The organism is Anoxybacillus sp. EFIL (genome assembly GCF_013096955.1).
Classification (GTDB): Bacteria; Bacillota; Bacilli; order Bacillales; family Anoxybacillaceae; genus Anoxybacillus; species Anoxybacillus ayderensis.
In genome coordinates, this window is sequence record NZ_SDLH01000001.1 from 14,997 (window position 1) to 34,273 (window position 19,277).

At 42.1% G+C, this 19,277-nt stretch carries 16 protein-coding genes; 1 reads left to right on the forward strand and 15 read right to left on the reverse strand.

Annotated features, from left to right (window positions below):
- Nucleotides 1–12 precede the first annotated feature (12 nt).
- From opp4A to ES017_RS00085, 7 genes are all read right to left on the reverse strand, one after another.
- Nucleotides 13–1,797 carry an oligopeptide ABC transporter substrate-binding protein gene (gene opp4A, locus ES017_RS00055; RefSeq protein ID WP_035063368.1) on the reverse strand — a complete coding sequence of 595 codons (1,785 nt, stop codon included), beginning with the start codon at nucleotides 1,795–1,797 and terminating at the stop codon, nucleotides 13–15.
- 9 nt (nucleotides 1,798–1,806) lie between these two features.
- Complete coding sequence (locus ES017_RS00060; RefSeq protein ID WP_021095395.1) at nucleotides 1,807–2,676, reverse strand: ABC transporter permease; 870 nt, start codon at nucleotides 2,674–2,676, stop codon at nucleotides 1,807–1,809.
- Between the two features lie 13 nt (nucleotides 2,677–2,689).
- Complete coding sequence (opp4B, locus tag ES017_RS00065; protein WP_021095396.1) at nucleotides 2,690–3,658, reverse strand: oligopeptide ABC transporter permease; 969 nt, start codon at nucleotides 3,656–3,658, stop codon at nucleotides 2,690–2,692.
- Between the two features lie 17 nt (nucleotides 3,659–3,675).
- On the reverse strand, nucleotides 3,676–4,602 hold the full coding sequence (locus ES017_RS00070; protein ID WP_171334590.1) for an ABC transporter ATP-binding protein: 927 nt from the start codon (nucleotides 4,600–4,602) through the stop codon (nucleotides 3,676–3,678).
- Nucleotides 4,599–5,603 carry an ABC transporter ATP-binding protein gene (locus ES017_RS00075; RefSeq protein ID WP_035063370.1) on the reverse strand — a complete coding sequence of 335 codons (1,005 nt, stop codon included), beginning with the start codon at nucleotides 5,601–5,603 and terminating at the stop codon, nucleotides 4,599–4,601. The genes ES017_RS00070 and ES017_RS00075 overlap by 4 nt, the downstream gene beginning before the upstream one ends.
- 307 nt (nucleotides 5,604–5,910) lie before the next feature.
- The gene (gene mqo / locus ES017_RS00080) at nucleotides 5,911–7,401 is read right to left on the reverse strand and encodes a malate dehydrogenase (quinone) (RefSeq protein ID WP_021095399.1); all 1,491 of its coding nucleotides are present in this window, start codon (nucleotides 7,399–7,401) and stop codon (nucleotides 5,911–5,913) included.
- A 255-nt stretch (nucleotides 7,402–7,656) separates the two neighbouring features.
- The gene (locus tag ES017_RS00085) at nucleotides 7,657–8,319 is read right to left on the reverse strand and encodes a DUF975 family protein (RefSeq protein WP_021095400.1); all 663 of its coding nucleotides are present in this window, start codon (nucleotides 8,317–8,319) and stop codon (nucleotides 7,657–7,659) included.
- A 158-nt stretch (nucleotides 8,320–8,477) separates the two neighbouring features.
- Here ES017_RS00085 and ES017_RS00090 point away from each other — a divergent pair, with 158 nt between their 5' ends.
- A complete protein-coding gene (locus ES017_RS00090; protein ID WP_021095401.1) occupies nucleotides 8,478–8,852 on the forward strand; it encodes a zinc ribbon domain-containing protein in 375 nt (124 codons plus the stop codon).
- Nucleotides 8,853–9,043: 191 nt separating this feature from the next.
- Here ES017_RS00090 and ES017_RS00095 read toward each other — a convergent pair whose 3' ends face one another.
- The 8 genes from ES017_RS00095 to ES017_RS00130 form a co-directional block, all read right to left on the reverse strand.
- Complete coding sequence (locus tag ES017_RS00095) at nucleotides 9,044–10,039, reverse strand: CapA family protein (RefSeq protein WP_412093550.1); 996 nt, start codon at nucleotides 10,037–10,039, stop codon at nucleotides 9,044–9,046.
- 195 nt (nucleotides 10,040–10,234) lie between these two features.
- On the reverse strand, nucleotides 10,235–11,692 hold the full coding sequence (putP, locus tag ES017_RS00100) for a sodium/proline symporter PutP (RefSeq protein ID WP_021095404.1): 1,458 nt from the start codon (nucleotides 11,690–11,692) through the stop codon (nucleotides 10,235–10,237).
- Nucleotides 11,693–11,777: 85 nt separating this feature from the next.
- On the reverse strand, nucleotides 11,778–12,692 hold the full coding sequence (locus ES017_RS00105; protein ID WP_021095405.1) for a proline dehydrogenase family protein: 915 nt from the start codon (nucleotides 12,690–12,692) through the stop codon (nucleotides 11,778–11,780).
- A 14-nt stretch (nucleotides 12,693–12,706) separates the two neighbouring features.
- Nucleotides 12,707–14,254 (reverse strand): L-glutamate gamma-semialdehyde dehydrogenase, encoded by a 1,548-nt coding sequence (gene pruA, locus ES017_RS00110; protein WP_171334754.1) that lies wholly within the window; start codon nucleotides 14,252–14,254, stop codon nucleotides 12,707–12,709.
- Between the two features lie 98 nt (nucleotides 14,255–14,352).
- A complete protein-coding gene (locus ES017_RS00115) occupies nucleotides 14,353–15,555 on the reverse strand; it encodes a PucR family transcriptional regulator (protein ID WP_171334591.1) in 1,203 nt (400 codons plus the stop codon).
- 81 nt (nucleotides 15,556–15,636) lie between these two features.
- Nucleotides 15,637–16,590, reverse strand: a complete 954-nt coding sequence (locus ES017_RS00120) for an ABC transporter permease (RefSeq protein ID WP_019418464.1) — start codon at nucleotides 16,588–16,590, stop codon at nucleotides 15,637–15,639.
- The gene (locus ES017_RS00125) at nucleotides 16,591–17,637 is read right to left on the reverse strand and encodes an ABC transporter permease (RefSeq protein WP_009362541.1); all 1,047 of its coding nucleotides are present in this window, start codon (nucleotides 17,635–17,637) and stop codon (nucleotides 16,591–16,593) included. It abuts the gene before it with no gap.
- Nucleotides 17,634–19,163, reverse strand: a complete 1,530-nt coding sequence (locus ES017_RS00130) for an ABC transporter ATP-binding protein (protein ID WP_019418463.1) — start codon at nucleotides 19,161–19,163, stop codon at nucleotides 17,634–17,636. The genes ES017_RS00125 and ES017_RS00130 overlap by 4 nt, the downstream gene beginning before the upstream one ends.
- Nucleotides 19,164–19,277: the final 114 nt, after the last annotated feature.

The following is a 19,277-nucleotide window of genomic DNA, read 5'->3' on the forward strand; positions in this document are numbered from 1 at the left end:
CCCCTTCATTTATTATTCTACTTCTGGTTTTTCTGCTGTCACACCGACATCTTTCCACGTCAACTGCGAGCTTGGGTCGACCGTGAAGTTTTTCACCCGATTGTTTACTGCATAAAGCGCTGAACGGTATAGTGTCGGAATTACCGGGACTTCCTCGTTCATTAATGCTTGCCATTCGTTGTAAATCTTTTTCCGGTATTCTTTATCAAACGCTTGTTCCGAATGCCCTTTTTCGAGTAGCTCATCATTTTTCTCGTTCACCCAACGCGAGTAGTTGAACATGACGTTTCGTCCATACAGTCCGTATGGGTCAACATCTGTTCCTGTTCCCCAAGCAGCAGCAAACACATCGACTTTCGGGTCGTCTTTTTCAACCATATCATAGAACGAGTTAAACTCCGCTAAGCGTCCGTCGACTAATTGTACATCCAATCCGACATCTTTCCAACATTGCATATAAAATTTCGCTAACGGTTCGGCCACATCGGAGCCGCTCATCGCAAGGAAATGAATCGTAAATTTCTTTCCGTTTGGATCTTCGCGAAGCCCATCGCCATCTTTATCTTTATACCCTGCCTCATCTAACAGCTTTTTCGCTTTCTCTGGGTCATACGAATAGCCTTTTGCCTCTTTATCATGGTAGCCAGGGAACGATGGTGGAATGAGCGTTGTCGCAGGGAAGCGCAACCCATGATAAAGTTTCTCGCCGACTGACTTGTTATCAATCGCATATGCCATCGCTTGGCGCAATCGTTTGTCTTGGAATTTTGGATTATCCATGACGTTTTCTTGCTTTTTCGCATCCCAACGCCCGAGCTTGAAGCCGATATAGTTGTAAGCTAAGTCGATTTTGCCAACGAATTGAATATTTTTCGTTCCTTTCGCACCTACATACTGATCGGTTGGAAATTCTGCAATGTCAATTTCGCCTTTTTTCAACGACTGAAGAACGACTTTCGGGCTGACGACTTTTACAATGACCCCTTTTAAGTTCGGCTTCCCGCCATAATAGTCATCGTTGCGCACCATTTCCACCGATTCTCCTGGGACAATTTTCTTCACTTTGAACGGTCCGAAACCGATCGGATTTTTACGAATTTTGTCTGATTGAGCCAATTGGTCAATTGGAATATCTTTCAAGTAATGTTTCGGCAGCGGATATGCCCAAATTCCGGTTAACACGGATGGATTCGCCTGTTTCCACGTAATCGTAAGCGTTTTTTCATCGACTACTTTAATGCCAGAAATCGTTGACGCTTTTCCGCTATGGTACTCCTCCATGCCGACAATACCTTGTATAAGCGCATCGCCATAACGCACCCCTGTATAATCTTTATGTCCGATGACTAAATACGCATACTCTAAATCTTCTGCCTTTACTGGCTCCCCGTCATGCCACTTCACGTTGTCTTTAATTTTAATTGTCATCGTTTTTTTGTCTGCGGAAAGCTCGTACGTGGCTGCCCCATCATTCGTAATCTCATAGTCTCCGTTTGTACGAAATAGCGCTTCATCAAAAAACTGCAAAATTTCCGCATCCGGATGTCCTGTGTAAAATGCATAGTTGAGCGTTCCCTCAAATGGTGTATCTGACACTAACCCATAAGTAAGTACGCCGTCGACAATTTCCCCATCGTTTTTGACCGTCATCGGAAAATTGCCGATGTCTTCTTTTGGTGCAGTTTGCTCTGTCGGTTTTTTTGGATCGCTACTTGTCGAGTCGGTGCATGCGGACAATACGAGTGCCAGTCCAGCGAGCACGCTAAAAAACTTCCAATACCTTTTTTTCAATTCCATCTCCCCCTTTTATCCTAATCGTTGTCTTGCATCAGCCGCACGTTTTAACGCTTGGCCGATAAAATTTATACACAACATCATTACTAAAATAAGTACTGATGCTGGTAACCAAACCCACCATTTGTTTTGCAATACATCCGGATTTGTCGCATAGCTGACTAATGTCCCTAAGCTTGGCGTGCTTTCTGGGAGACCAAATCCTAAATAGCTTAGTCCTGACTCAATTCCGATATTGCCTGCAAGATTCAATGTTAAATTCACGATAATGATCGAGCTTAAGTTCGGTAATATTTCCCGAACGATAATTTTCCAATCGGGCGTGCCGAGCGTTTTTGAGGCGCTCACATAGTCCAACTCTCGTTCCGCCAACACCTTTGCCCGAATGAGCCGCGCTTTTCCTGTCCATAGAAAGGCACTCATAATCAAAATAAACGTAAACACGTTATATTTCGGAACGATTGCCACGAAAACAATAACTAGCATTAAAAAAGGCAAAATAAGGATAAAATCAATAATACGCATAATGATGTTATCAATTACTCCACCAAAATAACCTGCAATTAATCCGATTGTTAATCCGATTAATCCTGTCAGCAACGTAATGGCTAAACCGATCGTAAAAGAATTTCTCGCCCCAATAATGAGTTGTCCTAAAATATCCCTTCCACCATAGTCTGTTCCTAGCCAATGCTCGGCAGACGGCGGGGAGTAGATGGACAAAAGATCGACTTTGACGATTTCTTCTTGATCTAGTACAATGGAAGCCCCGTATACAATGAATAGAATGAGTGAAAGAAGCAAAAGAGAGCTAAGCGCTAGTTTATCTTTCACTACTTCCCGCCACAGAACAGAAAAGGGTGAATATTCTGTCTTTTTCATTTTTCCCCCTCCTCTAATCGATTCTTATCCGCGGATCAACAACACTTAAAATGATGTCCGATAACAATGTCCCGATTAATGTTGCAAGTCCTGAAATCATCACAAGTGCTGTCACGACGCTATAATCCCGCTGCATAATCGACTGAAGAAAAAGCTGACCGATACCTGGATAACTAAAAATAGATTCTAAAAAAACAGATCCGCCAATTAATCCGGTAATTTCATAGCCTAAAAAAGCGGCAATCGGTAAAAATGAGTTACGCAAAATATGACGCGAATAAATTTTCGCTTCTGGCACTCCTTTTGCCCGTGCCGTGCGGACAAAATCTTTTACTTTTGTGTCAATAATTTCACTACGCAAATATTGAATGATTCCGACCGTACTAATTAACGCACCAGATAAAGACGGCAATAAAAGATGATTAAGCTTACTTATGTAATAATCAAATGTCCCTTCCTCTAGCTGAATATCAACGCTACCGCCCGTTGGAAACCATCCGAGCTTAAACCCAAACAAAAAAAGCATGATGAGCGCAAAAATAAATAACGGGGTGGCAAAGCTAACATAGCTATATCCGACAATCAACTTATCCGCCCACGAATCTTGCCAACGACCGGAAATTACTCCTAGGGGGACGGCAATGGCGTATGTTAGCACTAAAATACACAACGAAAGCAAAATCGTATTCCACATTCTCCCTGCTAACAAGTCTGTCACAGGCTGTTGATGAACATATGATAATCCTAAATCTCCATGGAGTAAATTTTTTATCCAACGCGTATATTGAACATACAGAGGGTCGTTTAGCCCTAGTTTTTCTCTCATCTCTGCTAACGTTTGCGCATCCATTTTTGGATTGTTTGCTAGCTGGCCTGTTAAAGCGTCACCAGGCATCGCTTTGGCAAGCAGAAAAATAAGCACACTTAAAACAAATAGTTGTGGAATCATCATCATGATACGTCGCAATATAAATTTGACCATCCTCTCTCCTTCCTCTCTTACGGGATCGCAACCGAATGAGTTTCGGAAATGCGTTTCAGTGGATATACTCTTCCTTCCGCATCAAAATAACGAGAATACAATTGTTCATAGTCTTTTTCGATTTGTTGTCGTAGTTTTTGCTGCTCTTGCCGTCTTAACGGGTCGGCGTTAGGAATAGACGCCAATAACCTTTTTGTATAAATATGTTTCGGATCGTGAAATATTTCGTCCTTCGTCCCTTCTTCAACAAATTGCCCGCGGTACATAATACCAATGCGATCACACATATGGCGAATAATTCCTAAATCATGGCTGATGAACAAATACGTCAGCTGAAACTCTTTTTGAATATCTTTCATGAAATTCAATACTTGCGCTTGAACAGACACGTCAAGCGCCGATACCGGTTCGTCAGCAATGATTAGCTTTGGATTGAGCGTGAGGGCACGGGCAATGCCAATACGCTGCCGTTGTCCGCCGGAAAATTCATGAGGATATTTATAGACGGAGTCCGAATGCAGCCCTACTTTTTCAATGAGACCTTGTACTTTTCGTTTTTCTTCTTGCGGAGATAGTTTTTCAAAATTACGCAACGGCTCCGCAACAATATCTAATACTCGTTTTCTTGGGTTAATCGAAGAGTACGGGTCTTGGAAAATCATTTGTATGTCTTTTCGATATTGGACAAATTCACGGCGACTTAGTTTCGTCAAATCTTTCCCATCAAACAAAATTTCTCCTGCTGTCGCTTTCACTAGGCCAATAATTGTTCGCCCCGTTGTCGTTTTCCCGCATCCCGACTCCCCGACTAGTCCGTACGTTTCCCCTTTTTTCAATTCAAAGCTAATCCCATCGACCGCTTTTACATGCCCGATGACCTTACGAAAAAACCCACCGCGCACCGGATAATGCACTTTTAGTTGATTGACTCGGAGAAATGTCATGCCTTTTCCCCCCCATCGGGAAAGTAAAAATGTTGGTAACACGTGCAACGAACCCAATGGTTTGGTTCGACTTCGCGCAATATAGGATGTGGCTCATGTTTTGATTCATGAATCCAACTAATTCTGGATCGAAATCTGCAGCCAGTTCTCGGAAGTTTCGTCAATGGTGGAACAATCCCCTGAATCACATGAAGCGTTTCTTTTGGAGTTTGCAAGGAAGGGATGGACTGCAGTAACGAACGGGTATACGGGTGCAACGGGCGGGTAAATAGCGTATGTACATCCGCAAGCTCGACAATTTCGCCTGCATACATGACGGCGACCCGATCTGCCATTTCGGCAACTACCCCTAAGTCATGAGTAATTAAAAGAATGCCTGTGTTGAGTTGTTGCTGTAAGTTTTTTAATAGGCGAATAATTTGTGCTTGAATCGTGACATCTAACGCCGTCGTCGGTTCATCGGCAATGAGTAGCGCTGGATTACAAGTAATCGCAATCGCAATGACTATACGTTGTCGCATTCCTCCTGATAATTCATGAGGATAACGGTCATACGTTTGTGACGGATTTGGAATGCCAACGTGCTCAAGCAACTCTAGCGTCCGATTTCGTTTCTCAGCGGTAGATAGTGTGGTGTGATAGTCCATGCTTTCTTCAATTTGTTTGCCAACAGTCATAAGCGGATTTAACGCCGTCAGCGGATCTTGAAAAATCATGCCGATATCTTTTCCGCGAATTTGATTTAATGCTTGTACCGATTGTGTTAAAAGATTTTTTCCTTTAAATACTACAGCCCCTTCTAATTTCGTCCGTTCCGGCGGATGTAATCCGATAATCGAAAGAGCGAGCGCGCTTTTTCCACATCCGGACTCTCCGACAATGGCAAGCACCTCGTTTTCGTGAACAGTTAGCGAAACATCATCCACCGCTGCATAATACTCATCTTGAATCCTGAAAGAAACTCGCAAACTTTCTATTTGTAACACTGATCGTTTCAACAAGCAGTCACCTCCTATTGAATAAACTGAAAATTATGTATTTTTATATAAAAATATATTATTACAATCTTTTTGTTATTTCAACATTTTTTGGATTTCCACCATAAGTTGTACTTGATAAGTAAAAACGACCATGGTCAGGAAACGAAAAACTCTACTTTACTTCCACATTACTCTTTTTTTATATTGTTAAAAAAGAAGTACATATTTTGATGATAAACCTAAAAACAGAACCCCTTTTTTCTCGTTACAACAAATGCATGATCGCTACGAAAAAAGACAGAAGTCCACCGACTTCTGCCTTTCGTATTTATGCAATTTGGAGCGGCATGTTTTCTTTTAGGCCAAGCGTTTGAGCAGCGAGCGTTTGTACGTCGCGTAAAAGTGTTTCGTTTTTCATCAGCGACACGCCGTATGAAGGAATCATTTCTTTAATTTTTGGTTCCCATTGTTTCATCTCATTTGGGAAGCATTTTTCAATGACTTCAAGCATGACATGAACAGCCGTTGAAGCGCCTGGCGATGCACCGAGTAAAGCGGCAACGGAGCCGTCATGTGCAGCAACAACTTCCGTACCGAATTGAAGTGTTCCTTTGCCACCTGCTTCTGTATCTTTAATGACTTGCACGCGCTGACCAGCGATAATAACATCCCAATCTTCGCTTTTCGCATTCGGGATAAATTCGCGCAATTCTTCCATGCGTTGTTCTTTTGATAACATGACTTGTTCGATTAAATATTTTGTAAGTGCCATGTTTTTCGCCCCTGCCGCAAGCATTGTCAGCACGTTGTGCGGTTTGACAGACGTAATTAAGTCGAATATCGAACCGTTCTTTAAAAACTTTGGTGAAAACCCAGCGAACGGTCCAAATAATAACATTTTCTCATTGCCTATGAATCTCGTATCTAAATGCGGGACAGACATCGGCGGTGCACCAACTTTCGCTTTTCCGTACACTTTCGCATGATGTTGGGCAATGATATCTGGATTGTTGCACACCATAAATAGCCCGCTTACCGGGAATCCACCGATTCCTTTTCCTTCAGGGATGTCGGATTTTTGTAGTAAATGTAAGCTTCCACCACCTGCACCGATAAAGACGAACTTCGCTGTATGGACTTCGACTTCGCCGGTTGTGAGATTGCGTACCTTCACTTCCCATAAATTGTCGCTTGTCCGTTTCATATCTTCAACGTGATGTTTATAATATAAATTGACATGCTTATGTTCTAAATGTTCAAATAACATGCGCGTTAAAGCGCCAAAGTTCACATCGGTTCCTGACTCTATGCGCGTGGCAGCAATCGGTTCTGTGACGATGCGGTCTTCCATCATCAGCGGAATCCACTCTTCTAATTTTTGCGGATCGTCAGAAAACTCCATCCCTTTAAATAACGGATGATTAGCCATCTGTTCAAAGCGCTTTCTCAAAAACGCGACGTTTTCTTCCCCTTGTACGAAACTCATATGTGGAATAGGCATAATAAAGTCCTTCGGGTCGCGAATGCGCTTATTTTGAACAAGATAAGACCAAAATTGTAGCGACTCTTGAAATTGTTCGTTAATTTTAATCGCTTTGCTTATGTCAATTGATCCGTCCGCTTTTTCTACTGTGTAGTTTAGTTCACAAAGTGCGGCATGACCGGTTCCGGCATTGTTCCATTCGTTCGAACTTTCATCTGCTGGTTGGTCTAACCTTTCAAATACCGCAATATCCCACTCTGGTGCCAATTCTTTTAACAACGTCCCTAAAGTCGCACTCATAATCCCCGCACCAATTAAAATGACATCTGTTTTCATCATTGGACCCCCTAAATCCCATCAATTCGATCAAAAACTTCTCCGTATTTATTATAACACATTTCAATTATAGTATGTCACTATTATTGTTTATTTTACAAACGTGGCTATATCGTTAAATCAAAAAGACTCTGCACTTTTATCTGTTCGACAAAAAGAAACAATATTCTTTCTTTAATGATTTTACAAAACAATTTGATATTTTACTAGTTTTATTTCAAAAAAATAAAACGAACAAGGGGGCCCTTGTTCGTTTTATTCAGCCGGTGCTTCTTGCGTACGAATAAATTGATCGTAAAACGCAGCAAGCGATGTGTAGATGTATGGGACGAGCCATAAAAATCCGATACCAAACGTGAGGATCGAGAGAAGTCCCCAACCGATAAAGCTCAAATATAGTAAAAATAGCTTTCCTTTATACCCTTTCATTCGTTTTTTACTTTCGCTAATCGCTTGAAGTGCACTGTACTCTGGATGATCTTTTAAGAGAAAGAACGTTTGTGAGTAAGATAACGATTTAATAATTCCCGGGATGATGAGCAATAAACTCCATAAAAAGACGAAAAGCCCGAATAAAAGCGAAGTACCAATCAGCTTTAAAGTTAATTTTCCGTTTTGATAAACAGTAAATAGCGGAGCGATACGAATAGGCTCATTGCGATACGCATCTAAAAACAACCAATACAAGACGACACTAAGCGGGATAAGTGCAAACGAAACGAACATGCTTACAATCGAGGCTGATGTCGGTACAGTTTCTTGATAAAGCCACGCTTCCCATCCTCCACTAAACACAACCTCAACACTGAAAGGAACAACCATCGTTACAAGGGCATAAACAAGTATGAGAAGCACCGCACTCCCCCATTTTCCTTTCAATGCTTTCCTCGCTTCACGCCTTAATGATGATAATGACATATCATAAAACCCTCCTCCTGTTCCATGATGCTTACCATATATTTTATGGCATCCACACTCATTCTAGCATACATTCTACTCCTTTTATTTAAAAACAACATGAACTTCCTCTATTTCTTGTATATAATGGATGTATCAAACAAATTGGAGGAATACACATGAAAAGTATAAAACCTGGCCGTGGACCGTCCATACAAGGATTTATTGGCAGTATCGCCACCATTTTATTCGGCATATTTTGGACGTTTATGACTTTTTCCATTACAAAAGAATCTCCAATTGCAGGAACACAACTCTTTCCTTTTTTCGGACTGATCGTTATTGGCATCGGTATTTTTCAGGCGGTATATCATTATAAAAACGCCACAGGGAAAGAACGGATGTCCATCGTCGATATCGTTGAAGAAAATGAAGAAAAAGATCCGCTAAATGCTCGCTTCGCCCATCATGAAGAAGGGAAGTTTTGTCCATACTGCGGAACAAACGTACAAACAGATTTTCGCTTTTGTCCATCTTGCGGAAAGGCATTATAAAACCGAGCATATCGCTCGGTTTTAATCATCTAAAATAAATTTTACCCTCTTTTTCCCTTTATAGACCTTGTCAACCATACAGCACCAAAAACGAATACAGCAAAAACCCCAAGCAACGTACCGAGCATCACGAGTTGAAATACAATGTCCCCGATGTACATAAAATCAACTCCTTTTCTTTCCATTATACTTTATTTTTCATATACGAGCCATGTTGGTTTATTAATTTTTGCTGATAAATTGACGATTTTTTCTTTTACGCGACTTGCTTCTTTTCCTTGAAGTGGAATCGGTTGATAGTTGTTTCGCGTCGTGACAGATGAGATGCAAAATGGAATGATGCGAATCGTTGTTTTCGGCTGTTTTTGGCCGTTAACAAAATAAAATGTTTGTTGATAAACGAACGTATCTTTATCGCTCGGATTTTTATTGCCTCCAAACATAAAATTACCTAAGCTATAAACGATCATTTTCCCTTTATATTGCTCTATTCCTTGAATGACGTGCGGATGATGACCAACGACAAGATCTGCTCCGCTATCGATCGCAAATCTCCCTAACGCTTTTTGCGGGTTATTTGGCATATAGCTTCGCTCGTCACCCCAATGGAAATGAACGAGAATGATTTGGACTCCTTGTTTTCGTAGGGAATTTATGTCGTTTGCAATTTGCTTTCGTACCGCCTTCGTATCGCTCCATCCTTTATAGCCGAGCGCACCAATTTTTACTCCTTTAACGGTCTTCACAAGCTGTACTCCGTTCCCAAAATATCCGACATTCGCTCGTTTTAACGTAGCAATCGTATCTATATATCCTTTTTGTCCATAGTCTAACGTATGATTATTCGCAAGATTGACCCCTTCAATGCTCGCGCGCGTTAAAACGTTGACATACGACGGATCGCCTCGAAAACGAAACTTTTTCTCCGCTTTTTGCGTTGCGTTTGTTAACGTTGTTTCCAAATTGACGGTTGTAAAATCATCTTGCTTAAAAATCGGTTCAATATATTTTGTAAAAAAAGCAAGGCCATTTTTTTTCGCTTCATGATCAAACGAATATGTATAGCCATAGTTTTCATCGCGACCAAGCGTCACATCGCCAGCGGCGCTTAATGTAATGCTCGTTTCTCCTTGTGCCCAAGCTGGTTGGGCAAATAAAAACAGACAGACACATACAAAAATATATATGTTTCTCACTTCCCCACTCCCCTTTCATGTATTTCTTTTCTACAAATAGACGAAAAATCCTTTTTTACTTTGTTTGTTGATGATTTAGAACATAGTTTTATAAAAAAACAATAGACGGAATCATTTCTTTTGCAATGAAACGAGCGATCCGACAGTTTTCAACGTAAAAAGGTGCCCTGTTCGGACACCTTTTTCTTATGATGAAATCGTACGTTTAAACGTATCAAATTGCTCTGTCACGCGTTTTTCAGGTGTAACTGTCAATAAGCTGACGATAATTACGGCAATAAAACTAGCGATAAAGCCCGGCACCATTTCGTACATGACGCTTGCATATGAAGAATTCGCCCAGATGATGACTGTCGTTGCCCCTGCAATCATCCCCGCAAGCGCTCCCCATTTTGTCATACGGCGCCAGTATAAACTTAATATAATCACAGGACCGAATGAAGCCCCAAATCCTGCCCATGCATAACCGACAAGATTTAAAATGGTATTATTTTGCTCGTATGCGAGCAACAAGGCAACAATCGATACAAGTAGGACAGATAAGCGACCGACAAATACAAGCTCTTTATCAGACGCTGAGCGACGGAATAAAATTTTATATAAATCTTCCGTTAGTGAACTAGATGTCACTAGCAATTGAGATGAAATCGTACTCATAATTGCCGCTAAAATCGCTGCAAGTAAAAATCCTGTAATAAGCGGATGGAATAAAATTTCCCCGAGTTTAATAAATACTGTTTCTGGATCTTCTAACGTCATGCCTGCTCGTTTAAAGTAAGCGATTCCAAAAAGACCTGTTAACATCGCACCGACAGACGAAAAGATCATCCAGCCCATTCCAATGCGGCGCGCTTGTTTCATTTCTTTCACCGAGGAAATCGCCATAAAACGAACAATAATGTGCGGCTGGCCGAAATAGCCAAGTCCCCATGCAAATAGCGAGATGATACCGACAACGCTCGTCCCTTTAAACAAATCAAGCAAGTTCGGATCTATATCGCGAATCGTTGTCGTTGTCTCCGTAATTCCCCCAATGTGCATAAGCGTCACAACCGGCACGAGAATAAGCGCAATAAACATAATGAGTCCTTGCACAAAGTCCGTCCAACTGACCGCTAAAAATCCCCCGAATAATGTGTACGCGACAACAACACCAGCTACAATCCATAATCCTGTATGATAATCTGTACCAAACGAATTTTTAAACATGACCCCACCAGAAACGAGACCAGAAGAAACGTAAAACGTAAAGAAAATCATAATGACGAATCCGGAAACGAGACGCAGTAACTTCGATGTATCACCGAAACGGTTTTCTAAAAACGACGGAATCGTAATCGAATCGTTCGCTACTTCCGTATATACTCGTAAACGTGGAGCAACGTATAACCAGTTCGCATACGCTCCAAGAGCTAATCCGATCACAATCCATGAAGCGCTCAACCCTTGCGCATACATCGCTCCCGGCAACCCAAGCAACAACCAACCGCTCATATCCGATGCTCCGGCGCTTAACGCGGTCACTGCTGGACCGAGCGTTCGTCCGCCTAACATATAATCAGACAAGTTCGATGTCCGTTTATACGCCCAATACCCGATGAATAACATCCCTACCATATACAAAACGACAGATGTAATAACCAAAACAATCTCCCCTTCCTTTGTTGTCTATAAAAACCCCTTTGTACGTATCATTATACTAAAATATGTTCACAATTTGTACAAAAAATTATTTTCCAAAAAAGCCTTTTAATGCGAACGCGACGTTTTGTGGACGTTCTGCTAATCGGCGCATGAAATAGCCAAACCAATCGTTTCCGAATGGAACGTATACGCGCATTGTATAGCCTTCTTTTGCAAGCTGTTGTTGCATATCTGTTCGAAAGCCATATAACATTTGAAACTCAAATTGATTACGCGGAATATTATTTTCTTTCGCAAACTTTTTTACTTTTTCAATAATATGATGATCATGTGTGGCAATCGCTGTATAACTTCCGCTTAATAAGTGAAGACGAATAATATTCATGTAGTTTTCATCAATTTGTTGTTTCTCTTGAAACGCCACTTCTGGCGACTCTTTATACGCTCCTTTCACTAAACGAAGCGATACTCCTTTTAAATCTTTTACATCTTGTTCAGCGCGATATAAATATGCTTGAATGACAGTTCCAACGTTGTCGTACGTGCGGCGTAGTTCGTGTAATAAATCGAGCGTCGCTTGGCAATGCGCTGAATCTTCCATATCGATGCGCACGAAGTTGTTATATCTTTTCGCCGTTTCAACAATTTGACGCATGTTGTTTAAGCAAAAATCAAAGTCAATATCAAGCCCAAGCTGCGTCAATTTGACGGACAAGTTGCTTTGAACACCTGCACGATGGATAGCTTCTAATGTGCGGATGTTATATTGTGTCGCTTCAATAGCTTCTTCGCGACTTGAAACGAACTCTCCTAAATGATCGAGCGTACAAACGAGCCCTTTTTCATTTAGTTCACGTACTTTTTTGATAGCGCTTTCAATCGTTTCCCCTGCAACAACTTGGGAAGCTCCGAAACGGAGCCCCCATTTTTTCGCTGCTTGATTTAACATTTTACTTTGTGAAGCGTATAAAAAAATGTTTTTCGATAGTTGCGCAAGCATGGCCATTCCCCCTTTTAAAACATTTCACTGACTGTTTTTGCTTGCATATGGAGCAATAAATAGTCTGGACCACCTGCTTTAGAATCTGTTCCTGACATGTTAAACCCACCAAACGGATGATAGCCGACAATCGCTCCAGTACAACCGCGATTAAAATATAAATTCCCAACATGAAACTGTTCGCGCGCTTTTTCTAAATGAGCACGATTGTTTGAAATGACTGCCCCTGTTAATCCGTAATCTGTATTGTTCGCCACTTCAAGCGCTTCATCAAACGTACGCACTTTCGTAAACGCAACGACCGGACCAAAAATTTCTTCTTGCATGATTCGCGCAGTTGGTGCGACGTCTGCAAAAATGGTTGGCTGAATAAAAAATCCCGTCGTATCGTCTCCTTCGCCCCCCGTCATGAGCTTCCCTTCTTGCTTGCCAATTTCGATATAGCCCATAATTTTATCGTACGATACTTGATCAATGACAGGTCCCATAAACGTGCTTTGCTCTTGTGGATTGCCGACCTTTAATTGCTTTGTTAACGCAACGACGCGCGCAAGCACTTCGTCATATACATCTTCAAGAACGATAGCACGCGAGCATGCCGAGCATTTTTGCCCGGAAAAACCGAATGCGGAAGCAACGATCGATTGCGCTGCTAATTCAAGATCCGCATCCCGATCAATGATAATCGCATCTTTTCCACCCATTTCTGCGATGACACGCTTCAACCATTTTTGTCCTGGTTGAACGATAGCTGCCCGTTCATAAATGCGACATCCAACGGCACGCGATCCTGTAAAAGAAATGAAGCGCGTTTGCGGATGTTCGACAATATATTCTCCGACCTCTGCTTCTCCTCCCGGCAAATAGTTTAATACTCCTTGAGGGAGACCGGCCTCTTCCATCAGCTCAACAAACTTTGCAGCAACAATTGGGGCGCGATCGGATGGTCGCAAAATGACCGTGTTTCCTGTCACAATGGCAGCAACCGTCGTTCCAGCCATAATCGCAAGTGGGAAATTAAACGGTGAAATAATTAATCCGACACCAAGCGGCACATAAAAAAATCGGTTTGACTCTCCGGAACGGCTGAGCACAGGTACACCTTCCGCAAGAGAAATCATTTGTCTCGCGTAATATTCTAAAAAGTCAATCGCTTCCGCTGTATCAGCATCTGCTTCTTTCCACGGTTTACCGACTTCTTTCACTAGCCATGCAGAAAATTCATGTTTTCTTCTTCTTAACATCGCTGCTGCGCGCAGCAACACATCGGCGCGCACCTTTGGCGATACGCGCTTCCACGTTTCAAATGCAGAAAGTGCCGCTTGCATTGCTTTATCAGCGAGCGCTTTCGTCGCTTTTGAGACGACCCCAACCACTTGCTGTTTATTCGCAGGGTTCGTCGACACCACTTTTTCTTCCGTAACGATTCGTTTTCCTCCAATAATGATTGGATACACTTGTCCTAGTTGTGTTTCAACATAAGCAAGCGCTTGACGAAACGCAGCTGCTTCTTGCTCAATTGTAAAGTTTGTAAACGGTTCATGTTTGTATGGTACAGTCACATGCATCGATCCTTTCACGATTTTGTCACATATTCTACGATTCATTATAATTTATACTTTCTGAAAATTGTTTGTCGTCAATATATAATCATTTCTACTTATTTTTGTTGTTCATCCACAACGCTTTCCTTATATTTGTATAAAAGGAGATCGATATATAACATCATTCGTTGTTCAAAATCGTGCAGCGGAAGCGTTGTGATCGACTGCATACGCTTTAGTCGATAATGTAATGTATTCGGATGAATGTATAAACTTTCGGCTGTTTGTTTCATATTGCAGTCGTGTTGAATGTACGTACGAAGCGTATGTAAAAAATCGGTTCCATGTTGTTCATCGTGCTTTTTTAGTTTCATAATCGCTTCGTTTTTATAGCGACGTTGTTTGTATTGTTCGTATATGAATGGAACGATGCGATAAATACCTAAATCGCAATAAGCATGCGGTAACGGCTCATCCATATGCTTTTTCAAATGAATCACTTCCATCGCCTCTTTATAACTGTCGCGCAGTTTTTGCAGCCCGTTATATTCATTGCCAATGCCAACGAGAACATCGTGATCGATTCGACAATGAAAATCTTGTTGCAATTTTGTGATCATCATATTCACTACATCGATCGGGCGTTGCGTCGATGTTTCCCCAACAATAAGCAAAAACGGATGATGGTGATGAATAAAAAAGATTGGGGCATGTGTCGTTTTTGACACCCATGTTACATATTGGCGAACGTCATCTATGCTCTCATGATGTTCGACATGAAAAACGACAACAGCAAATCGCGAAGGAAACGTTACCCCAAGCAACTGTAGTTCCATTTGAACGTCTCGTTCGCTCATATCACGATATTGAATAAAGCGCAAAAAAAGGTCATGAACTTCTTCTTGCCGTTTGTATCTTTTCCCCATTTGCTCGTGTAATATTTGAGCAGCCTCTTTTGCTACTTCTTCGATCCGTCTCCGTTGTTCGTCTGTCAAATCGTGGAGTGCTACCTGCACCCAAAGATAGCCGTACACTTTCCCAGCATGTTTTAAACAAACGACAGCGCGTGCACCAAGATCAATCTCAGGGAGTGGAGGAATGCTAACGACTCCGTCTGCTTGTTCAATTTTTTTCATCCATCCGTGTTCATGTAAATAATGGAACACATGAGCGGATGCTCGCTTGCTTAAAATGGTGCGCATGCGCACTTCATCCGTTTCATCGTGATGACCGCTATATGCAAGCAATTCAAAATCGCGCGATTCAATCGTTACGGGATGTTGCAGTTCAAAAAATAATTGATCAACTAATTTATGCAATGAAATCCCCTCCTTGCTTTTATTATGCGTGATCAAAAGCGTGAAAAAAAGACTTCGGGCTGTCCCGAAGTCTTTTCCCTATTAACGTTTTCCTTTTACGTACGGCGTACCGAGCGCTTTTGGCGCATCCGCACGTCCGATAAATCCAGTTAACGCTAAAATCGTTAAAGCATACGGCAAAATAAGCAAATAAACAGTCGGTACGTTTTTCAAAAACGGAATCGCCTGTCCGACGATGCTTAAACTTTGCGCAAATCCGAAGAAAAGCGCTGCTCCCATCGCGCCAAGCGGGTGCCATTTTCCGAAAATCATTGCAGCAAGCGCCATAAATCCTTGCCCGGAAATTGTCGCGTGGCTAAAGTCGCGCGAGATGATTGTCGCATAAACTGAACCGCCAATTCCTGCAAGGGCACCGCTTAACATGACTGCGATGTAACGCATCTTTGCCACGTTAATTCCCATCGTATCTGCCGCCATCGGATGTTCCCCAACCGCGCGAAGACGAAGTCCAAACGGCGTTTTGTAAATGACATACCATACGACAAATGCTAATACAATCGCTAAGTAAGATGGAATATATCCGTTTGAAAATAAAATCGGACCGAGAATCGGAATTTTGCTTAAAATTGGAATGTCAATTTTATCAAAACCAACTTGCACTTGGTCTGTTTGACCTTTTCCATACCACATTTTCACAAGGAACAACGATAATCCTAATGCTAAAAAGTTGATCGCCACCCCGCTAACGACTTGGTCCGCGCGAAGCGAAATCGCCGCGACCGCATGCATAAGCGAGAAAATCGAAGCAACAACCATCGCCACAAGCATCGCAAGCCATGGTGTCCATTCACCGAATTGATCGGCAAACGTTAAGTTAAACACGACACCGGTAAATGCACCGATGACCATCAATCCTTCTAATCCGATATTGACAACGCCGGAACGTTCACTAAATACGCCACCAAGCGCCGTAAAAATAAGAGGTGCCGCAAAGAAAATCGCGGAAGGAATAATAATTTCAAGGATGTGTAACATTTATTTTCCCTCCTTTTTGAAGCGCGTAAGCACAAGACGAATTAAGTAGCTTGAAGCAACGAAGAAAATAATCAACGCAATGACGATGTCAACAAGTTCTGTTGGCACGTCGGCTGCTGATGGCATTTCAAGCGCTCCAACTTTTAACGCTCCAAATAAGATCGCTGCTAAAATAATTCCGAATGCGTTATTTCCACCAAGGAGGGCAACCGCAATTCCATCGAATCCGACTCCGGTAAATCCAGCCTTGACCGAGACGTTTTCAAACGTTCCTAGCCCTTCCATCGCTCCGGCAATACCTGCAAATGCCCCTGAAATGACCATCGCTAATATAATATTGCGGTTGACGTTCATCCCTGCATAATGCGATGCATGTTGGTTAAAACCGACGGCACGAAGTTCATATCCTGTCGTCGTTTTCTCAAGCAAGAACCACATGACAACAGCCGCAATTAATGAAATAATAATGCCGTAATGAAGCGTGGAGTAATCAGTTAAAGACTGTAAAAACTCTGAACGTAATGATGCTGACGGATGAATTTTTTCCGATTTAAAGCCTTGATCTGATAAAACGGAACGAATGACCGCATTCGATACGTATAGCGCAATATAGTTCATCATAATCGTCACGATAACTTCATGAACGCGGAAGCGCGCTTTTAAAAACCCGGGAATAAATCCCCAAAGCGCACCTGCAAGTGCTGCCGCAACAATTGCAAGTGGCAAGTGAATCACTTTTGGAAGCTCAAAGGCAACGCCGACCCAAACGGCTGCAAGCCAACCGACGATGAGTTGCCCTTCTACACCGATGTTAAATAGCCCTGTACGAAACGCAAAGGCAACCGCTAACCCCGCTAAAATATATGGCGTCACTTGACGAATCGTTTCCCCAATATAATATCGATCACCAAAAGCCCCGTACAATAAAGCAGAATATCCGGCCACTGGGTCATAACCGCTCACGATCATGACAATTGCGCCCACAATAATTCCAAGAATAACTGCAAAAACAGGGACGAGAATGTTCGTTAAACGATTTTCACTCATGATGATACACCCGCTTCCTTCCGTTTGCTTCCTGCCATCAACAAGCCAAGCTCTTGTTCTGTCGTTTCTTTCGGATCGACAATAGCTACAATTTTTCCTTCATAAATTACGGCAATGCGATCGCTGACGTTCATAATTTCATCTAATTCGAATGAAACGAGCAATACCGCTTTCCCTTTATCACGCTGTTCAATAAGACGTTTATGAATGAATTCGATCGCTCCCACATCAAGTCCGCGTGTCGGTTGCGCAGCGATGAGTAAATCTGGGTCACGGTCTACCTCACGGCCAATGATGGCTTTTTGTTGGTTCCCCCCAGATAAAGCCCGCGCTTTCGTATATTCATCTGGCGTACGAACGTCAAATTCTTGAATAAGCTGACGTGCTTTATCGTAAATCGCTTTAAAGTTTAAAATGCCGCGTTTCGAGTATGGCTCTTTATAATACGTTTGCAGCACCATGTTCTCCCCGATTGGGAAGTCAAGGATAAGACCATGTTTATGGCGATCTTGTGGAATATGGCCTACACCCGTTTCCGTAATTTGTCTAGGTGTCAAATTGCGAATCTCTTTTCCATTTAAACGAATAGAACCCGATTCCGACTTCATTAAACCAGTAATCGCTTCAATTAACTCTGTCTGTCCATTTCCGTCTACCCCTGCGATTCCGACAATTTCTCCTGCATGGACGGTTAAATGGAGATGGTCGACTGCTGTAATGCCACGTGAGTCTTTCACGACTAAATCTTCAATTTCAAGGACAGGTTTTCCGACTTTCGGAGGTTGTTTTTCCGTTTTGAAATGCACTTCACGCCCAACCATGAGTGCAGCGAGTTCGTTCGGGTTTGTTTCTGATACGTTTAATGTACCGATGCCTTTTCCTCGTCGAATGACGGTCACGCGATCGCACACTTCCATAATTTCTTTTAATTTGTGCGTAATTAAAATAATCGATTTGCCTTCGCGTACAAGCGCTTTCATAATTTGGATAAGCTCTTGAATTTCTTGTGGGGTTAAGACCGCCGTCGGTTCGTCAAAAATTAAAATATCTGCCCCGCGATATAACGTTTTTAAAATTTCTACACGTTGTTGCATTCCGACAGAAATGTCTGCAATTTTTGCTTTCGGATCCACCGCCAAACCGTAACGCTCTGATAGTTCGCGCACTTCTTTTTCTGCACGCTCAATATCGATTTGCCCGCCTTTTGTCGGTTCACTTCCTAAAATAATGTTTTCCGTTACTGTAAATGTATCAACGAGCATAAAGTGTTGATGCACCATTCCAATTCCTAAGTCGTTAGCGACGTTCGGATTGGCGATATTTACTTTTTTTCCTTTTACACGAATTTCCCCACCATCCGGCTGATATAAACCGAATAGCACGTTCATTAACGTCGATTTTCCTGCGCCGTTTTCACCTAATAACGCATGAATTTCCCCTTTTTTCAATTGCAACGTAATGTTATCGTTTGCCACAAAATTCCCAAAAACTTTGCGGATATTTAGCATTTCAATTACGTATTCCAAACGTGATCCACTCCTTATGTGAGCTTGTTAAAATCACTAAATGAAAAGCTGCAACATGTTGCAACTCTTCATTTAGTGGTTCTCCGAAGAAACACGTTCTTCGGAGAACAGCCG

Coding starts and splice junctions, on each gene's coding strand:
- opp4A (WP_035063368.1), bottom strand. CDS start 1,797: ATGGAATTGAAAAAAAGGTATTGGAAGTTTTTTAGCGTGCTCGCTGGA.
- ES017_RS00060 (WP_021095395.1), bottom strand. CDS start 2,676: ATGAAAAAGACAGAATATTCACCCTTTTCTGTTCTGTGGCGGGAAGTA.
- opp4B (WP_021095396.1), bottom strand. CDS start 3,658: ATGGTCAAATTTATATTGCGACGTATCATGATGATGATTCCACAACTA.
- ES017_RS00070 (WP_171334590.1), bottom strand. CDS start 4,602: ATGACATTTCTCCGAGTCAATCAACTAAAAGTGCATTATCCGGTGCGC.
- mqo (WP_021095399.1), bottom strand. CDS start 7,401: ATGAAAACAGATGTCATTTTAATTGGTGCGGGGATTATGAGTGCGACT.
- ES017_RS00085 (WP_021095400.1), bottom strand. CDS start 8,319: ATGTCATTATCATCATTAAGGCGTGAAGCGAGGAAAGCATTGAAAGGA.
- ES017_RS00090 (WP_021095401.1), top strand. CDS start 8,478: ATGAAAAGTATAAAACCTGGCCGTGGACCGTCCATACAAGGATTTATT.
- ES017_RS00105 (WP_021095405.1), bottom strand. CDS start 12,692: ATGCTTGCGCAACTATCGAAAAACATTTTTTTATACGCTTCACAAAGT.
- ES017_RS00120 (WP_019418464.1), bottom strand. CDS start 16,590: ATGTTACACATCCTTGAAATTATTATTCCTTCCGCGATTTTCTTTGCG.
- ES017_RS00125 (WP_009362541.1), bottom strand. CDS start 17,637: ATGAGTGAAAATCGTTTAACGAACATTCTCGTCCCTGTTTTTGCAGTT.